At 70.2% G+C, this 16,146-nt stretch carries 13 protein-coding genes; 3 read left to right on the top strand and 10 right to left on the bottom strand.

Translation table 11 applies throughout. The annotated features are described in order from the left end of the window. Positions 1 to 30: 30 nt before the first annotated feature. Genes G5C51_RS08650 through G5C51_RS08630 form a run of 5 tightly spaced genes read right to left on the bottom strand, consistent with a single transcriptional unit; the run spans position 31 to position 5,243 of the window. Entirely contained in the window at positions 31 to 642 is a 612-nt protein-coding gene (locus G5C51_RS08650; RefSeq protein ID WP_165234404.1) for a histidine phosphatase family protein, read from the bottom strand. Further along, complete coding sequence (locus G5C51_RS08645) at positions 639 to 2,120, bottom strand: FGGY-family carbohydrate kinase (RefSeq protein ID WP_165234400.1); 1,482 nt, start codon at positions 2,118 to 2,120, stop codon at positions 639 to 641. The genes G5C51_RS08650 and G5C51_RS08645 overlap by 4 nt, the downstream gene beginning before the upstream one ends. 5 nt (positions 2,121 to 2,125) lie before the next feature. Continuing rightward, positions 2,126 to 3,379 (bottom strand): ABC transporter permease subunit, encoded by a 1,254-nt coding sequence (locus tag G5C51_RS08640; protein ID WP_165234397.1) that lies wholly within the window; start codon positions 3,377 to 3,379, stop codon positions 2,126 to 2,128. Then, the gene (locus tag G5C51_RS08635; RefSeq protein ID WP_338118065.1) at positions 3,376 to 4,167 is read right to left on the bottom strand and encodes an ATP-binding cassette domain-containing protein; all 792 of its coding nucleotides are present in this window, start codon (positions 4,165 to 4,167) and stop codon (positions 3,376 to 3,378) included. The genes G5C51_RS08640 and G5C51_RS08635 overlap by 4 nt, the downstream gene beginning before the upstream one ends. Further along, complete coding sequence (locus tag G5C51_RS08630; RefSeq protein WP_165234394.1) at positions 4,164 to 5,243, bottom strand: ABC transporter substrate-binding protein; 1,080 nt, start codon at positions 5,241 to 5,243, stop codon at positions 4,164 to 4,166. The genes G5C51_RS08635 and G5C51_RS08630 overlap by 4 nt, the downstream gene beginning before the upstream one ends. Before the next feature lie 251 nt (positions 5,244 to 5,494). Here G5C51_RS08630 and G5C51_RS08625 point away from each other — a divergent pair, with 251 nt between their 5' ends. Both G5C51_RS08625 and G5C51_RS08620 read left to right on the top strand, forming a co-directional pair. Beyond that, entirely contained in the window at positions 5,495 to 6,271 is a 777-nt protein-coding gene (locus tag G5C51_RS08625; protein ID WP_165234443.1) for a DeoR/GlpR family DNA-binding transcription regulator, read from the top strand. Positions 6,272 to 6,461: 190 nt separating this feature from the next. Beyond that, complete coding sequence (locus G5C51_RS08620) at positions 6,462 to 7,349, top strand: S1 family peptidase (protein ID WP_165234390.1); 888 nt, start codon at positions 6,462 to 6,464, stop codon at positions 7,347 to 7,349. A gap of 57 nt (positions 7,350 to 7,406) precedes the next feature. Here G5C51_RS08620 and G5C51_RS08615 read toward each other — a convergent pair whose 3' ends face one another. Genes G5C51_RS08615 through arfA form a run of 4 tightly spaced genes read right to left on the bottom strand, consistent with a single transcriptional unit; the run spans position 7,407 to position 12,127 of the window. Then, positions 7,407 to 8,279, bottom strand: coding sequence for a carbohydrate ABC transporter permease (locus tag G5C51_RS08615; protein WP_165234387.1), 873 nt, complete (start codon positions 8,277 to 8,279; stop codon positions 7,407 to 7,409). Further along, the gene (locus tag G5C51_RS08610; RefSeq protein ID WP_165234384.1) at positions 8,276 to 9,232 is read right to left on the bottom strand and encodes a carbohydrate ABC transporter permease; all 957 of its coding nucleotides are present in this window, start codon (positions 9,230 to 9,232) and stop codon (positions 8,276 to 8,278) included. The genes G5C51_RS08615 and G5C51_RS08610 overlap by 4 nt, the downstream gene beginning before the upstream one ends. After that, complete coding sequence (locus G5C51_RS08605) at positions 9,229 to 10,575, bottom strand: extracellular solute-binding protein (RefSeq protein WP_165234381.1); 1,347 nt, start codon at positions 10,573 to 10,575, stop codon at positions 9,229 to 9,231. The genes G5C51_RS08610 and G5C51_RS08605 overlap by 4 nt, the downstream gene beginning before the upstream one ends. A 28-nt stretch (positions 10,576 to 10,603) precedes the next feature. Beyond that, a complete protein-coding gene (gene arfA, locus G5C51_RS08600; protein WP_165234378.1) occupies positions 10,604 to 12,127 on the bottom strand; it encodes an arabinosylfuranosidase ArfA in 1,524 nt (507 codons plus the stop codon). Between the two features lie 227 nt (positions 12,128 to 12,354). Between arfA and G5C51_RS08595 the strand changes: the two genes are divergently transcribed. Then, positions 12,355 to 13,512: an aldose epimerase family protein gene (locus G5C51_RS08595; RefSeq protein WP_165234375.1), complete on the top strand. Its 1,158-nt coding sequence runs from the start codon at positions 12,355 to 12,357 to the stop codon at positions 13,510 to 13,512. A gap of 57 nt (positions 13,513 to 13,569) precedes the next feature. On the opposite strand, the gene G5C51_RS08590 is transcribed toward G5C51_RS08595, so the two are convergent. Then, positions 13,570 to 16,062, bottom strand: coding sequence for an alpha-L-arabinofuranosidase C-terminal domain-containing protein (locus G5C51_RS08590; RefSeq protein WP_165234373.1), 2,493 nt, complete (start codon positions 16,060 to 16,062; stop codon positions 13,570 to 13,572). Between the last annotated feature and the right edge of the window lie 84 nt (positions 16,063 to 16,146).

Raw genomic sequence — 16,146 nt, 5'->3', positions numbered from 1 at the left:
GTCCTTTCAGGAGGTCACGGGGTCGCGACGTCACGGGATCACGGGTTTATTGAGCGCCAGCAAAGCGGGACTGTCGTCCCGGAGAACTAGTTCGTTCAAGCCGCAGTTGGCCAGGTAGGGGAAGGCCCGGCGGTAGTCGCCCAGCGGCATGCCCAGCAGCCGGCACAGCGCGAGCCGGATCGCGGTCGAGTGGGCCACGATGAGGACCCGGCCCTCCCGGTGTTCGGCGCGCAGATCGGCGAGGAAGGCGAGATAGCGCTCGGCGGCCGCCGCCGGGTCCTCGCCCTCGGGGAAGTGGTTCGCCACCGGGTCGGCCTCGAAGGCCTTGAGCTCGCCCGGCAGCCGCTGCCGCATCTCGCCGCGGGTCAGCCCCTCGGCGATGCCGAAGTCCAGCTCGCGCAGCCGGGGATCGAGGCGCAGCGGCAGCCCGGCCCGGGTGGCGCTCTCCCCGGCGGTCTCCCGGCAGCGCAGCATCGGGGAGGACCAGACCGCCGCCAGCTCCGCCTGCCCCGCCCAGGCGGCGAGGTTACGGGCCTGGGCGCGGCCGTTGTCGGTGAGGTCGATGTCGGTGACGCCGGCGTAGCGGTTCTCGGCGTGCCACACGCTCTCCCCGTGCCGGACGAGGTAGACGGTCAAGGTCATCGGGTGGTCGTCCCCCAGATCGGGCGGTGGAGCTCCCGCAGCCGCAGGAACTCCGCGTAGCGGTCGGCCGCGGCAGGGCTGTGCTTCGGGTCCGGCTCATAGGTATCGGCGATCCGCACGTGCCGGGCCACCGCGGTCGGGAAGTCCGGCTCGCGGCCGGTGGCGACCATGCCGGTCAGCCAGGCGCCGCGGGCCCCGATCTCGGTATCGGCGGGGATGGCCACCGGCACCCCGGTGAGGTCGGCGATCAGCCGGGTCCAGTAGCCGCTGCCGGCGCCGCCGCCGCTCAGCGTCAGCAGGCCGGGGGTGGTGGGGGCGGCCGCCAGGCAGTCGCGGATGGCCATGGTGACGCCTTCCACGACCGCGCGCGCCACGTCCTCGCGGCCGCTGTCCAGGGAGAGCCCTGAGAGGGAGCCGCGGGCGGCCGGGTCGAAGAACGGGGCGCGTTCGCCGGCGGGGGAGAGGTAGGGGAGGAAGCGCACCCCGGCCGTGTGCTCCGCGCCCCGCTCGGCCAGGCTCATCAGCTCGCCGGCCGAGGCGAGGCCGAGCAGCCGGGCGCCCCAGTCGAGCATGTCGCCGCCGCTCATGGTGGGGAAGGCGCGCAGGTAGTGGCCGGGCACGCCGAGGGTGACGGTGATGCCCACCGGGTCGTCCGTGGCCACGGAATCGGCGGAGTCCACCACGATCTCGGTGGCCAGGGTGGTGCCGAGGATGGTGCAGGCCCGGCCCGCACTGACCGCACCCGAGCCGATGGCGGTGGCGCAGATGTCGTACGGGGCCAGCACCACCGGGATGCCCGCGGGCAGCCCGGTCTCGGCGGTGGCGGCGGCGCTGAGCTGCGTCACGCGGTGGTCGTCGTCGCGGACGGCGGGGAGCAGGTCGCGGGCCCACTCCAGCCCGTAGAGCTCGAACAGCCGGTCCGACACGGTGCGTTGCCGCAGGTCCAGAAACGGCGCCGAGGCCTCCGACTCGTCCACGGCCGCCTCGCCGGTCAGCTTCAGGAAGAGCCAGCCGCCGCAGGTCAGCAGATGCCGGGAGCGGGCCGGGCGGTCCGGGTCGTGCTCGCGCATCCAGGCGAGGACGGCGTTGGGCATTCCGGTGGACAGCCGGGATCCGCAGATCCGGAAGGCCTCCGCCACGGTGCCGTCCCGCTCCCACTCGCTGACCAGGGAGGCGGCCCGGCCGTCGTTCCACAGCACGGCGTTGCCGGTGGGGCGGCCCCGGTCGTCGACCAGCCAGGCCCCGTCGCCCTGCCCGGTCACGGCGACCAGGCCGGGCGGCTCGGGGAGGGCGGCGACGACCTCGCGGACGGCGCCGGCGACCGCGTCCCAGACCTGGTCCATGTCCTGCTCGGACCAACCGGGTCGGGGCCGCAGCACCTGGGTCGGGCGGCTGGCGGCCGTCAGCTCCGCGCCGTCCGGCCCGTATCCGACGACCTTCACCTTGGTGGTGCCGGCGTCGATGGCTATCGATGTCATGTGCCTCAGCCCCTTCCGTGGGCCTGTCGCGACCGGCGGGCGGCGGAGTCCAGGGCGACGGCGACGAGGAGCACCGCGCCGGTGATGATGAAGCGGTACGAGGAGTCGAGGTTGAGCAGGGTGAGCCCGCTGGAGATCGACTGGATGACCAGGACGCCGAGGAGGGCGGCGAAGGCCGAGCCGCGGCCGCCGAAGAGGCTGGTGCCGCCGATCACGGCGGCGGCGATCGCGTTGAGGTTGACGTCCGCGGTGCCGGTGCTCTGATTCGCCGCGGCCAGCCGGGCGGCGGCCAGCACACCGCCCAGCGCGGCCAGCGTGGAGCACATGATGAACGCCGAGGTGTAGACCGCTTTTACGTTGATGCCCGCCCTGCGGGCCGCCTCCGCGTTGCCGCCGACCGCGTACAGCGCCCGGCCGAACTTCGTCTTGGTGAAGACGTAGTGCACGATCAGCACCAGCGCGACGAAGAGCATGAACATCCAGGGCACGCCGCGGGTGCGGTTCAGGTAGTAGACCGCGAACAGCAGCCCCGCCGCCAGCAGCAGCGCCTGCACCGACAGCCACTGCAGCGAGACCGACGAGAGCCCGGCGGCGCGCCGGCTGCGGGCCCGTATCCAGCCGGTGGCCAGGAAGCCGCCGGCCGCCGCCACCGCGAAGGCGTAGGCCAGCGCGTCGGGGACGAACCACAGTTGCGCGAACTTCACCAGCCCGGAGTCGTACGGGAGATTGATGGCGTTCTCGCCGCGCAGCAGCCACAACTGGGTGCCGAGGAAGCCCAGCAGCCCGCCTAGGGTGACGACGAAGCTGGGCACGCCGAAGCGGTTCAGCACCTGCCCGTAGAGCCAGCCGATCGCCGCGCCCGCGCCGACCGCCGCCAGGATCGTCAGCCCCAGCGACTGCTCGTGCCGGACCATGACCACGCCGGTGGTGGCGGCGGCGACGCCGCTCACCGAGCCCACCGACAGGTCGATCTGGCCGACCAGCAGCACGCAGACGATGCCCAGCGCGATGACGCCCAGGGACACCATGTCGAAGGCCAGATTGACCAGGTTGGTGCTGGACAGGAACGTCTGGTTCAGCGCCTGGAAGATGGTCCAGATCACCACGATGCCGGCGACCACGGGCAGCATCCCGAGGTCCCCGCCCTTGGCCCGGCGGATCGCGGCGCGGATGCTGTCGGCGAACCCCTGCGGTGTCACCAGGCGCTCGTCCTGCAGGTCGGCGGCGGCCGCCGCCACCGGGGTCTCGAGGGAAGTCACGGCGCCTCCTGCTCGGTCGGCCGGCCCGTGGCGTGGCGGGCGGCCCGCTGCGATACGACGTTGTCGGCCGCGCCGGTGATGGCGGCGACGATCTCTTCGGACGAGACGTCGCGGGCGTCGAACACACCGTTGTTGCGGCCGAGCCGGAGCACGGCCACGCGGTCGGCGACGGCGCGGACGTCGTCCATGTTGTGGCTGATCATGACGACACCGAGCCCGTTGCTCTTCAGCCGCTCGATCAGATTGAGCACCTCGGCCGTCTGCGCCACGCCCAGCGCGGCGGTCGGCTCGTCGAGCAGGATGATCTCCGGATCGCCCAGCAGCGCCCGGGTGATCGCCACCGTCTGCCGCTGGCCGCCGGAGAGCGCGGCCACCGGGATGCTGAGCGTCGGGATACGGGCCGACAGCTCGCGCAGCAGCTCCCAGGAGCGCTTCTCCATCCTGACGTCGTCCAGCATCCAGGGCCGCAGCTCCTGGCCCAGGAAGAGATTCGCCTTGACGTCGAGGTTCTCGCACAGCGCCAGGTCCTGGTAGACGGTGGCGATGCCCAGGGCGTGCGCCGCGGCCGGGGAGGCGGGCGCGACGTCCTTGCCGTGGATGGAGATGGTGCCCGCGTCCGGGGCGTACACCCCGGAGAGGATCTTGACGAGCGTGGACTTGCCGGCGCCGTTGTCGCCGACCACGGCCACCACCTCACCGGCGGCGACATCGAGGTCGATGCCGGTGAGCGCGGCGACGGCGCCGAACTGCTTGCTGACGCCTCTCAAGGACAGGACGGGCGCGGTCACTTGATACCCAGCTGCTTGCAGTCGGCGGCGTACTTGCGGGTGCAGACGTCCTTGACCTTCAGCACGCCCTCCGGGCCGAAGATGACCTTCTTGAGGTTCTCCTGGGTCACGACGGTCGGCTCGAACAGCTGCGCCGGGGTCTTGAAGAGCGTGGTGTCGGGCTTGGGCTTCTTGCCCTGCATCAGCTGGTGCGCGACCTCGGCCGCCGCCTCCGCCACGATCCTGATCGGCTTGGAGATGGTGTTGTACTGATCGCCCGCGATGACGCGCTGGACCGCGGCCAGTTCGGCGTCGTTGCCGGTGATCGGCGGGACCTTCTTCTCGGCGGCCTTGAAGGCGGCGATCGACCCGCCGCCGGTGCCGTCATTGGCGGCCACGACGCCGACGATACGGTCGTCGTGCTGCGCGATCTTCCCGCTCACCCACTGCTGCGCCTTCTCCGGGGACCACTTCGGGGTGTCGTACTCGGCCAGCAGCTTGAACCCGCTGTCGTCGACGGCCTTGTGCACGCCCTTCTTGATCAGCCCGGCGGCGGCGTCCGTGGGGGAGCCGTTGACCTGCAGCAGGCCGCCCTTGGCCTTGGTCTTCTTGAGATGGTCGACCAGCGACTGGCCGATGGACGAGCCGATCGCCTCGTTGTCGAACGAGACGTAGAAATCGGCCGCCTTCTTGGGGATCGGACGGTCGTACGCGACCACCTTGACGCCCTGGGACTGGGCGGTCTGCACGATGGTGGCCGCGGAGTCCGAGTCGACCGGGTCGAGGACGATGACCTTGGCGCCCTGCGCCATCGCGGAGTTGGCCTGCTGCTGTTGCAGCGACGCGTCGCTGTTGGCGTTCTGGTAGACCACCTTGCAGTCCGCGCACAGCTGGCCCATCCGCTTCTTGAACAGCGGGGCGTCGTACTGCTCGTAGCGGGTGGAGGCGAGGTCGGGCATCAGGAACGCGACCTTGCCGGCCGCGTCCTTGCCGCCGCCCTTGGCGCCGGAATCGCTCGTGCCGGGCTCTTCGGCGCACGCCGTGAGCGCGCCCACGGCGAGGATGCCGGTAAGAGCAAAACTGGCCAGTTTCCTCATGTTCCACACTCCTTGCTCGCGGGGGCCGCTCCAGGCAACGCACACGAAACAAGGGTGTTTCAATAGTGTCAACTGGCCTCAAAAACTGCACAGTCGGCCCGCCCATTCCCCCACCGGAAATGTTCGCTCAGCAGGAGTTGCCGCTTCAGAAGGCATGACGAACAGGGTTGATCCGCTGAATACCAGGATGTTCACTTCACAGAAAAGGAACAGGAGACTTCATGGAGGCAGAGATCCCCCGGCCGGCCGACATGAGCGGACGTAAGCCTCGTGAGCGGCGGGAGCGGATCAAAGGCCGCGTCGTGGACGAAGGGTTCGTACGGATCGAGCAGCTGGCCGACGAGCTCGGCGTGACGCCCATGACCATCCGGCGGGACCTCGACTATCTGCAGAGCCGGGGATGGCTGCGGAAGGTCCGCGGCGGCGCGACGGCCCAGCCCTCGACCGCGTTCCACGGCGACGTCCGGCACCGCACCCAGGCCATGGTGGCGGAGAAGAACGCGCTCGCCCGCGCCGCCCTGCCCCTGGTCAGGACCGGGCAGTCGGTCATCGTCGACGACAGCACCACCGCGCTGGCGCTCACCCGCCTCCTCGCCCAGCGCGCGCCGCTGACCGTGATCACCAACTTCGTGCCCGTCACGCAGGCGCTCGCCGGCAGCCCCGGGGTCGAGCTGATCTCGCTGGGCGGCACCTACTACCCCGCGTACGACGCCTTCCTCGGGCTGCGCACCGTGGACGCCGTGACCAGCCTCTACGCCGACACGCTCTTCGCCTCCACGACCGCGATCACCCGCGGCCAGTGCTACCACCAGTCGCAGGAGACGGTGGCGGTGAAGCGGGCCCTGATGGACGCCGCCGCCCGCAGGATCCTGCTGGTCGACCACACCAAGTTCCGCCGCCGCGGGCTGTATCAGCTCGCCCCGGTCAGCGCCTTCGACCTCGTCATCGTCGACTCCGGCATCCCGGCGTCCGACCTCGACGCCCTCCAGGCCGACGGGGTGGAGGTGCTGGTCGCGGAAGCGGAGTAGCGGGTGGGGCATATGAGGCCGTCAACTGCCCCTTTTCGACGCGGTCTTGAGTGTTCCTGGCTGGATCGGGATACTCGGCGAGTTGCCCGGTCGGGGTGCGACCCACCTCTGGCTTGGCATGTGCATGTCCCAGCAACCTCCGGATGCACCGGAACCGCCGGTGATCCACCCCCCATAGGAGGAACTGAAGTTGAGGCATCGAATATCCAGAGCGCGGCTCACCGCCGCCACCGCGGCCGCAGTCGCACTTCTCGCCGGCAGCCTGACACTGGCGGACGCCAATGCCGCCACCGGTGCTCCGGAAGCCAAAACCCTCAAGTCCGTCAAGGCCGATCTGACGGACAGCGCCGTCTCCGGCACCTCCCGCGCCATCGACAAGACCACCGGCAAGGTCGTCGTCACCGCCGACCGTACGGTCAAGGGCGAGGCGCTCGCGAAGCTGAAGAAGCAGGTCGCCGCGCAGGACGGCAAGGCCGTCCTCAAGCGGACGGCGGGCAAGTTCGAGATGTTCATCGCCGGCGGCGACGCCATCTACACCGGCGGATCGCGCTGTTCGCTCGGGTTCAACGTGACCAAGGGCGGCCAGCCGTACTTCCTGACCGCGGGTCACTGCGTGGAGCTCGGCGGCACCGACTGGTCCGAGAGCTCGGGCGGCCCCGTCATCGGCACATCCGAGGCGGCGACCTTCCCGGGCAATGACCGCGCCCTGATCAAGTACACGGGCGACACCGCGCACCCCAGCGCCGTGAACCTCTACAACGGCTCCACCCAGGAGATCACCGGCGCCCGGGCGGCGGTCGTCGGCGAGACTGTGCAGCGCAGCGGCAGCACCACCCAGGTGCACGACGGCACCGTCAAGGCACTCGACGTCTCCGTCACCTACCCGCAGGGCACCGTCAACGGCCTGATCCAGACCGACGTCTGCGCCGAGCCCGGCGACAGCGGCGGCGCGCTCTTCGCGGGCGGCGACGCGCTCGGCCTGACCTCCGGCGGCAGCGGCAACTGCTCCAGCGGCGGCGAGACGTTCTTCGAGCCGGTCGTGGCCGCGCTCGAGGAGTACGGCGCCACCATCCCGTAATCCCGCGGGAAACGCACTGGAGCGCTGGAGTCCCCCGGACTCCAGCGCTCCTTGGTGCTACTGCCCGGCGAGGCCCGTATGCGCCACGCCCCGCACGATCTGCCGCTGGAAGAGCGTGAAGATCACCAGCAGTGGCAGCGCGGCCAGCACCAGCGACGCCATGATCTGCGCGTAGCGGACGCCGAAGCTGGACTGGACGTTGGTGAGGCCGACCGGCAGCGTCATGCCGTTCGGGTCGGTGGTCACCAGGAACGGCCACAGGAAGTTGTTCCAGCTCATGATGAACACGAAGATGGCGACCGCCGCCAGCACCGGCCGGGACAGCGGCAGCACGATGGTGAAGAACACCCGCCAGCGCCCGGCCCCGTCCACGAAGGCCGACTCCTCCAGCTCGCGCGGCACCGCCTCGAAGAACTTCACCAGGATGAACACCATCGCCGGCTCCGCCACCTGCGGCAGGATCACCCCCCAGTACGTGTCGACCAGGCCCAGCTGCACCATCTCCACGAACAGCGGCGCCATCAGCACCTGCGGTGGCACCATGATCCCGGCCAGCACGAGGCCGTAGAGCAGCTTCTTGCCGCGGAATTGGGTCCGGGTGAAGCCGTACGCGGCCATCGCGCAGCTCAGCACGGTCAGCAGCGTCGTCATCACCGAGATGAAGGCGGAGTTGAGGAACCAGCGCTGCAGATCCCCGGTCTCCCAGACCTTCGCGTACGCCTCGAAGGTGATCTCCGAGCCGATCCAGGCGAGGGGCGTCTGCGTCGTCTCGGCCTCGGGCTTCAGCGATGTGGCCACCGCCCAGGCGAGCGGCAGCAGCCATACGAGCGTCAGCAGCAGCGCGACGGCCAGCAGCGCCAGCCGGCCGGGGGTCCAGCGCGTCTTGCGGCTGCCGGTGTCGCGGGTCGAAAGGGCACTCAGCACACTCATCGGGCGGCCTCCTCGGCACGTCGCCGGGACAGCCACGGGCGCATCAGGGACACGATCAGGATCATGGCGAAGAAGATGTACGAGACGGCGGAGGCGTAGCCGATCCGGTAGCCGGTGAAGCCCTGCTGGTAGACGTACTGCAGCACCACCCGGGTCGAGTCGTCGGGGCCGCCGCCGGTCATCAGGTACACCTGGTCGAAGATCTTCAGCGAGGCCAGCAGCTGCAGCACCAGCACCAGCACCGTGGTGCGGCGCAGCATCGGCAGCGTGATGTGCTTCAGCCGCTGCCAGGGGCCGGCGCCGTCCAGCTCCGCGGCTTCGTAGAGGTGGGCGGGGATGGACTGCAGCGCGGCCAGGTAGAGCAGGAAGTTGAAGCCGACCGTCCACCAGACCGTGGTCGCGGCGATCGACAGCATCGCGTACCGCTCGTCGGTCAGCCAGCCGATGTCCGGGTGCAGGCCGAAGACGGCGAACAGCTGGTCGGCGAGGCCGAACTCCGGCTGGTAGATCATGTTCAGGAAGAGCAGGCACACCACGCCGGACGGCAGCATGAAGGGCGCGAACCAGCTCAGCCGCCACAGCCACTGCACCACCTTCAGCTCGTTGGCGAGCAGCGCCAGCAGCAGGCCGAGGAGCACCAGCGGGATGGTGGACAGGACGGTGAACCAGACGGTGTTCCACAGCGAGGCCCACACGTCCGGGTCGGACAGCGCCTCGGTGTAGTTGTCGAGGCCCGTAAAGGTCGAGCCGCGTGCGGTGATGTCCGCGTCGGTGAAGCTCATCCACAGCCCGGACAGCAGCGGCCAGAGCAGGAAGCCCGCGTATATCAGCAGGAACGGGGCGACGAACAGCAGCCCGTGCTCCGTCCAGGGGCGGCGGATCCCGGCCGGGGCGGCGGCGGGTGCGCGCGCCGGTGCCGCGGTCGATGCGGGGGTGGTGGCTGCCGTGGTCATGACTCGGCTCCCGGAAGGGGGTTGGGGGTGTCGAGGAGCTGCCGCAGCCGCTTCCTCGCCTCGGCGACGGCGCCCCGCGGACTGCGGGTGCCGGTGAGCACTCCGGAGAAGACCCCGCCCAGCTCGATCCACATGCGGGAGGCGGAGCCGGCGAACCAGGCGGGGTCGTCGAGGACGACGTCGTCGATCACGCCGCGGTACTCCGACTGCGGCTTGAGCTTGACGTACGCCGGGTCGTCCAGGACCGGGGTGTAGGCCGGCACATGGCCGCCCTTCGCCCAGTCCACCGAGTGCTTGAGCATCCAGGCGGCCAGCGTGTGCGCGGCCCGGTCGGGGGCGCCGCCGCGGCCCTCCTGGTGCGGCAGCACGAAGGCATGGCAGTCGGCGAATGTCTTCGGCGGGCCGAAGAGGCCGGGGGTGCGGGTCATGGAGAACTTCATCTTGGCGGTCTTGAAGGTGGACACCTCCCACTCGCCGTTGAGGAGGAAGCCGAACTTGCCGCCGCTGAACTGCCCGATCGAGCCGGGGTAGTCGGCGCGGCGCAGCATCAGCCCCTCCTCGCCGAGCCGGGCGAGGTAGTCGAGCACCTTCAGCGCCTTGGCGTCGTCCAGCTCGATCCGCTTGCCGTCGGCGGACAGCACCCGGCCGCCGCTCTGGGCGTAGAAGGTGGCGAACAGCCGCCACGGCCCGACGACGTCCGGGCCCAGCGTCTCGGTGATCAGCGCCGGGCCGCCGGTGACCTTCTTGACCGCCCGCAGCGCGGCGGTGAAGTCCCCGGTGGACTCGATCGGCTTCAGCCTGCCGTCGCCGTCGAGCAGCCCGGCCTTCTCGCAGAGCTCCGTCTGGTAGTAGAGGACCATCGGGTGGGTGTCGAGCGGGATGGCGTACTGCTTGCCGCCGAACTGCCCGCGCTCCCACATCTCCTTGGTGAAGTCCTCCGGCTTCACCCCGAGTTCGGCGAGCAGGTCGAGATCGAACGGGTCGAGCAGCTTGCCGGGTGCGAAGCCCGGCACCCGGGCCAGGTGCATCGCGGCTATCTCGGGCGCCCGGCCGCCGGCGCCCGCCATGCCGAGCTTGGTGTAGTACGGCGCGCCCCACTCCAGCACGGTGGCCTGGAGGTCGATGCCGCGGTGTCCGGCGGCGAAGGCGTCCAGCATCGCCGTCATATTGACGCCGTCGCCGCCGCCGTAGAGATGCCAGAAGCGCAGCCGGGTCTTGTCGGACGCGACCGTGTCGTACGGGGCCGAGCAGCCGGCGGCGAGCGGGGACAGCGCGCCGGCGGCGGCCAGCGCGCCCGCGCCGGCGAGCGCGCGGCGCCGGGTCAGGGGAGGTCGTGGTTCCATAGCGGCTCGTTTCTCAGGGGGGACGGCCTCAGGCGAGGCGGATCATGGTCCAGGACAGCGGCTCGAGTTCGGCGGTCAGCCCGTCGGCGCCGAGGGCCGCGCCCTCGCCGGGATGGGGGGTGACGCGCTCCGGGTCTTCGAGGGTGTTGCGGGCGTCGGGGTCGGCGTCGCTGAGCACGGAGTGCTCTTCGATACGGGTCAGGGCCAGGCCCGCGTCGAGGGCGACCCGCAGCGGCAGCGTCTCCGACTGGCTGCGGTTCACCGCGAAGACGGTCACCGCGCCCGACTCCGGGTCGCGGACCGCGGTCGTATGCAGCAGCGGCACCTCGCCGTACTTCTTCGTCCGGTACGTCGGCGAGTCCGCCCGTACATCGAGCACCTCCCCGCGCCCGTGCCGGGAGGCCTGCGCGAACGGGAAGAAGGTGGTCTGCCGCCAGGCCGGGCCGCCCGGCTCGGTCATGATCGGCGCGATGACGTTGACCAGCTGGGCCAGGCAGGCGGCGGTGACCCGGTCGGCGTGCCGCAGCAGGGTGATGAGGAGCGAGCCGAAGACGACGGCGTCGGTGACGGTGTAGTGGTCCTCCAGCAGCCGCGGGGCTTCGGGCCAGTCGAGCGGCTCGGCTTCGATCTGCTCGTGGAAGCGGTGCTGGTACCAGACGTTCCACTCGTCGAAGGAGAGCTGGATGCGCTTGTCCGACTTCAGCTTGGCGCCGACGTGGTCGCAGGTGGCGACGACGTTCTCGATGAAGGAGTCCATGTCGGCGGCGGAGGCGAGGAAGGAGTCGCGGTCGCCGTCCTTCTCCTCGTAGTAGGCGTGCAGCGAGATGTGGTCGACGAGGTCGTACGTCTCGGTGAGGACCTCGGCCTCCCAGGCGCCGAAGGTGGGCATGCCCTGGTTGGAGGAGCCGCAGGCGACGAGGGTCAGCTCAGGGTCGTACTGGCGCATGGCGCGGGCGGTCTCGGCGGCCAGCCGGCCGTATTCGGCGGCGGTCTTGTGGCCGGTCTGCCAGGGGCCGTCCAGTTCGTTGCCGAGGCACCACATGCGGACGCCGAACGGCTCCTTGTCGCCGTGCCCGATGCGACGCTCTGCGAGGGCGGAGCCGGCGGGGTGGTTGGCGTATTCGAGGAGCTCGAGGGCCTCGGCGACGCCGCGGGTGCCGAGGTTGAGGGCGAGCATCGGCTCGGCGTCGGGGCCCAGCTTCTTCAGGAAGGCCATGAACTCGCTCAGCCCGAAGGCGTTCGGCTCGGTGGTGCGCCAGGCGAGGTCGAGGCGGCGCGGGCGGTCCGCCACCGGCCCGACCGAGTCCTCCCAGCGGAAGTTGGAGACGAAGTTGCCGCCCGGATAGCGGATCGCGGTGACGCCGAGCTCGCGGACCAGGGCGAGCACGTCCTGGCGCAGGCCCGCGGCGTCTGCCTCGGGGTGACCGGGCTCGTGGATGCCCGTATAGACGCAGCGGCCGAGGTGCTCGACGAAGGAGCCGAAGAGCCGGGGGTGCACCTGGCCGACCGTGAAGGCGGGGTGCAGGGCGAAACGGGCGGTGGGGGAGGGCATGCGGGTCCTCTCACGGCTTGCTGATGTCCGAGATACCGAACACTGATCAAGACTTCGAACGGAAGGTAGGTGTGCGCGAAAGGCACGTCAACGGCTCGCGCAGAATTCGAAAGGCTTTCGACGGGTGCGGGGAGCGTTGACGGTGCCAGGTGGCAGCCGTAGGTTCACGCCAGCACTTCGAACGGTGTCCGATATTTCGAACTCAGGCTTGGGGAAAGGGACTTCTCATGCCCATCAGCAGACGAGGCGTCATCGCGGCCACGGCCGGCGGCCTGGCCGCCGCAGGACTCGCCGCCCCCGCACAGGCACAGTCACAGGCACAAAAAACAAAGCCGACCCGCAGACCCTTCGGCAAGCTGGCCGACGGCACCCGCGTGGACCTCTGGACCCTCGAGAACGGCGGCACCAAGCTCGGCGTCCTCTCCTACGGCGGCATCGTGCACCGCCTGGAGCTCCCCGACGCCCGCGGCCGGTACGCCAACGTCTCCCTCGGCTGCGCGGACGTCGACGGCTACGTCAACGCCGGGACCTACTTCGGCGCGCTCATCGGCCGCTACGGCAACCGCATCGCCGGCGGCCGCTTCACCCTCGACGGCACCACCTACCAACTGCCCCAGAACGACGGCGAGAACAGCCTGCACGGCGGCACGCAGGGCTTCGACAAGCGCGTCTGGGACGTCGAGCCGTTCAGCCGCGGCAGCGACGTCGGCCTGATCCTGCGCTACGTCAGCGCCGACGGCGAAATGGGCTACCCGGGCACCCTGCGCACCCGCGTCGACTACACCCTCACCGCGGCGGGCGACTTCCGCATCGACTACCGGGCCACCACGTCCAAGCCGACGATCGTGAACCTCACCAGCCACACGTACTTCAACCTCGCGGGCGAGGGCACCGGCGACATCTACGGCCATCAGATGAAGCTTGCCGCCGCCCGCTACACCCCGGTCAACAAGACCCTGATCCCCACCGGCGAGCTCGCCCCGGTCGCCGGCACCCCCTTCGACTTCCGGGCGGGCAAGGCGATCGGCAAGGACATCCGCGTCGCCCACCAGCAGCAGCTCTACGGCCAGGGCATCGACCACAACTTCGTCCTCGACAAGGGCAGCACCCGCGCCCCCGAGCGCTTCGTCACCGTCAGCGAGCCGCGCTCCGGCCGCACGATGACCATCGCCACCACGGAGCCCGGCGTGCAGTGCTACACGGGAAACTTCCTCGACGGCACGATCACCGGCACCTCCGGCAGCGTCTACCGCCAGGGCGACGGTTTCTGCCTGGAGACCCAGCACTTCCCGGACTCCCCGAACCAGCCGAACTTCCCGTCGACGGTGCTGCGCCCGGGGGATACGTACCGGACCACCACGGTGCACTCCTTCGGCGTCAGCTGATCCCGCGGACCGCTCCGCCCCGCCGGCTTCCTGACGAGCCGACGGGGCGGAGCTCTGTCATGCGCCCTTGATCCGCAGGAACGTGACGGAGTGCGCCGGGAAGGTGTACGCGAAGTTCTCCGCGACCCCGTCGAACTCCGACGTCTCCGGCTTCACCGGCCGCGCGTCCGCCGTGTTCTCCGCCGCCGGGTCCGCGGCCAGCGTGGTGACCTCCGCCGTGGCCTCGGGGCTGCTGCCCGCGCCCAGCGCCACCTTCGTACGGGCCGCGCTCTCCTGTGCGTTGACCACCTTGACGATCAGGTCGCCGGTGGCCTTGTCCCTGGTGACGACCTGCCGGAAGGGCTCGGCCTGCTTGTCGTCGGTGAACTCGCCCCACTTCTCGCCGTCGAGATACAGCGCCACGGACCGGCCGCGCACCTTCGCCTCGACGTCGTATGTGCGCCCCGTCTCGATCTTCGTGGCGTCCTGGAGCATCGTCTCCTTGCCGCCCGACACGTGCCGCTCGACGCCGGACGCGGTGTTGCCCCAGCCGCCGAGGTTCCACCAGTACAGATTCCCGGTGTCCTTGACGCCGAAGGCGACGAGGAAGCCCTCCTTGCCGGACTTCTTGGTGGCCTTCACCTTCAGGTCGTAGTCGTGCCAGCCGGTGTCGCCGGCGGTGACCAGGGTGTTCTCGGCGGCCTCGTCGGACTGGACGTACGCCCCGTCCTGGACCGCCCACGACCCGGCGCCGGTGGCCTGCGTCCACTTGCCGTCGCCGGCGGCGAAGTCGTCGGCGAGCAGCTCGCCGCCGTCCGCGCCCGTCACCCGCACATCGTCGTACGCCGCGCTGGTGGCCCAGGTGGACAGCCCGACCGCGCCGGTGATCGGGCCGGAGGTGGCCGGTGTCCCTGAGGCTTTCGAGGGCACGACCTGATCGCCGGTGCTGGTCATGAAGAGCTTCTGCATCTCGTAGTTCGCCGAGCCCCAGGATCTGGTGTTGTCGAACCAGATCATGTCCGGCTCCCACTGCACCGTGCCCTCGCCGGCCAGCAGCGGGGCGTACGAGGCGAGCTTGACGACGTCCGCGTTGCGTTCGAGCCCAGTCATGTACGCGGCCTCGGCCAGGGCGTTGCCGAACGTATTGCCCTGGGAGGCGTACTCACCGAGGAACACCTTCGGGCCGTTGCGATCGTAGGAGTCGTAGCGGTTGTTGTTCTCCAGGAACCACCGCGGGCTGTTGTAGTAGTGCTCATCGACCATCGCCACGTCGTTGTCCCGGTTGAGCTGCCACGCCCGGTCGAAGACGGTGCCGGAGTCGTCGGGGCCGGAATTCGAGACCACCGTGATGTCCGGGTGCTTCGCCTCGATGGCGGCCCGGAACTCCTTGAAGCGGGCCATGAACTCGTCCGGCAGGTTCTCCTCGTTCCCCACCCCGAGGTGGGTGAGGCCGAACGGCTCCGGGTGCCCCATCTCCGCGCGCTTGGCGCCCCATTCGCTGGTCGCGGGCCCGTTCGCGAACTCGATCAGATCGAGGGTGTCCTGGATGTGCCGCTTCAGCAGCTCCGGGTCGTCGGTCGCCTTGTTCTGCCCGCAGCCGGTGACCAGCGCGGGCACGACCGGCAGCGGCATGGCACCGATGTCCTCGGCGAACTGGAAGTACTCGTAGTAGCCGAGGCCGTAGCTCTGGTTGTAGCCCCAGAAGTTGGCGTTGGTGGCGCGGGTCTCGACCGGGCCGATGGTGTCCTTCCACTGATACGACCGCTTGCGCTCCCAGCCCGAGCCCTCGTCGTATCCCTGGTGGCTGCCGGTGTTGACCAGGCAGCCGCCGGGGAAGCGGAGGAAGCCGGGGTCCAGCGCCTCGACCTTCTCGGCGAGGTCCTTGCGGAGCCCGTTCGCGCGGCCCTTGTACGTGTCGCGCGGGAAGAGCGACACCATGTCGACGGCGGCCGGGGTGCCGCCCGCCTTCACGGTGAGACGGCCGGTGGCCGAGGTGCGGTCCGCGGTGAACGCGGCCTCGTACTTGGCCCACTTGCCACTCGCGGTGACCTTTTGGGCGGCGCCGAGCGCGCCGTCGCCGTCGGCGAGCGAGATCTCCAGCGGCGCGTCGCCGTCGGCGCGGGCCCAGAGCGAGAAGTCGTAGGTCTTGCCCTCCTCGACGGCGATCCCGGTCCTGAATCCGCCGTTGGTCGCCGAGGCGCCGGCGCCGAGCGCCAGATAGTGCCGGTTACGGGCGTTGAGCCGCCCGTCGTCGTCCCGCACCTCGGCGGTGCCGCCGGTATCCCAGCCGGTCTTCGGGGTGTAGCCGGGGTTGTCGGCGGCCTCGTACTCGAAGGAGCGGTTCTGCACCAGCTCGGCGTAAATGCCGCCGTCCGCGGCCTGGTTGATGTCCTCGAAGAAGACCCCGTACATCGAGTCGTCGATCGTCGCGCCGCTGCCCGCCGTCTCCACGTCGATCGTGTAGTCGGTGGGCTCGGCGGCCGCTCCGGGGGCGGGGGCGAGCAGCGTACCGGCGAGCAGAGCGCTCAGCGCGCTCAGGGCGAGCCCGAGCCGGCGGCGTCTGGGTGGCATGTGGGGGAGCCTCTCGTTCGAGATGCCGGACAATGGTCAGTACTTCGAACGGCACCGTAGAGAAGGCGAGTTGACGCGTCAATG

The sequence above is a fragment of the Streptomyces coryli genome (assembly GCF_011044975.1).
In the GTDB taxonomy this organism is placed as follows: domain Bacteria; phylum Actinomycetota; class Actinomycetes; order Streptomycetales; family Streptomycetaceae; genus Streptomyces; species Streptomyces coryli.
The sequence above is the reverse complement of the archived record's forward strand: the minus strand, read 5'-3'. Positions and strand labels throughout refer to the sequence as shown.

Excerpts from the sequence above, each read along its gene's own strand:
- G5C51_RS08630 (WP_165234394.1), bottom strand. The coding sequence starts at position 5,243 with ATGAGGAAACTGGCCAGTTTTGCTCTTACCGGCATCCTCGCCGTGGGC.
- G5C51_RS08590 (WP_165234373.1), bottom strand. The coding sequence starts at position 16,062 with ATGCCACCCAGACGCCGCCGGCTCGGGCTCGCCCTGAGCGCGCTGAGC.
- arfA (WP_165234378.1), bottom strand. The coding sequence starts at position 12,127 with ATGCCCTCCCCCACCGCCCGTTTCGCCCTGCACCCCGCCTTCACGGTC.
- G5C51_RS08615 (WP_165234387.1), bottom strand. The coding sequence starts at position 8,279 with ATGAGTGTGCTGAGTGCCCTTTCGACCCGCGACACCGGCAGCCGCAAG.
- G5C51_RS08650 (WP_165234404.1), bottom strand. The coding sequence starts at position 642 with ATGACCTTGACCGTCTACCTCGTCCGGCACGGGGAGAGCGTGTGGCAC.
- G5C51_RS08645 (WP_165234400.1), bottom strand. The coding sequence starts at position 2,120 with ATGACATCGATAGCCATCGACGCCGGCACCACCAAGGTGAAGGTCGTC.
- G5C51_RS08625 (WP_165234443.1), top strand. The coding sequence starts at position 5,495 with ATGAGCGGACGTAAGCCTCGTGAGCGGCGGGAGCGGATCAAAGGCCGC.
- G5C51_RS08605 (WP_165234381.1), bottom strand. The coding sequence starts at position 10,575 with ATGGAACCACGACCTCCCCTGACCCGGCGCCGCGCGCTCGCCGGCGCG.
- G5C51_RS08610 (WP_165234384.1), bottom strand. The coding sequence starts at position 9,232 with ATGACCACGGCAGCCACCACCCCCGCATCGACCGCGGCACCGGCGCGC.
- G5C51_RS08595 (WP_165234375.1), top strand. The coding sequence starts at position 12,355 with ATGCCCATCAGCAGACGAGGCGTCATCGCGGCCACGGCCGGCGGCCTG.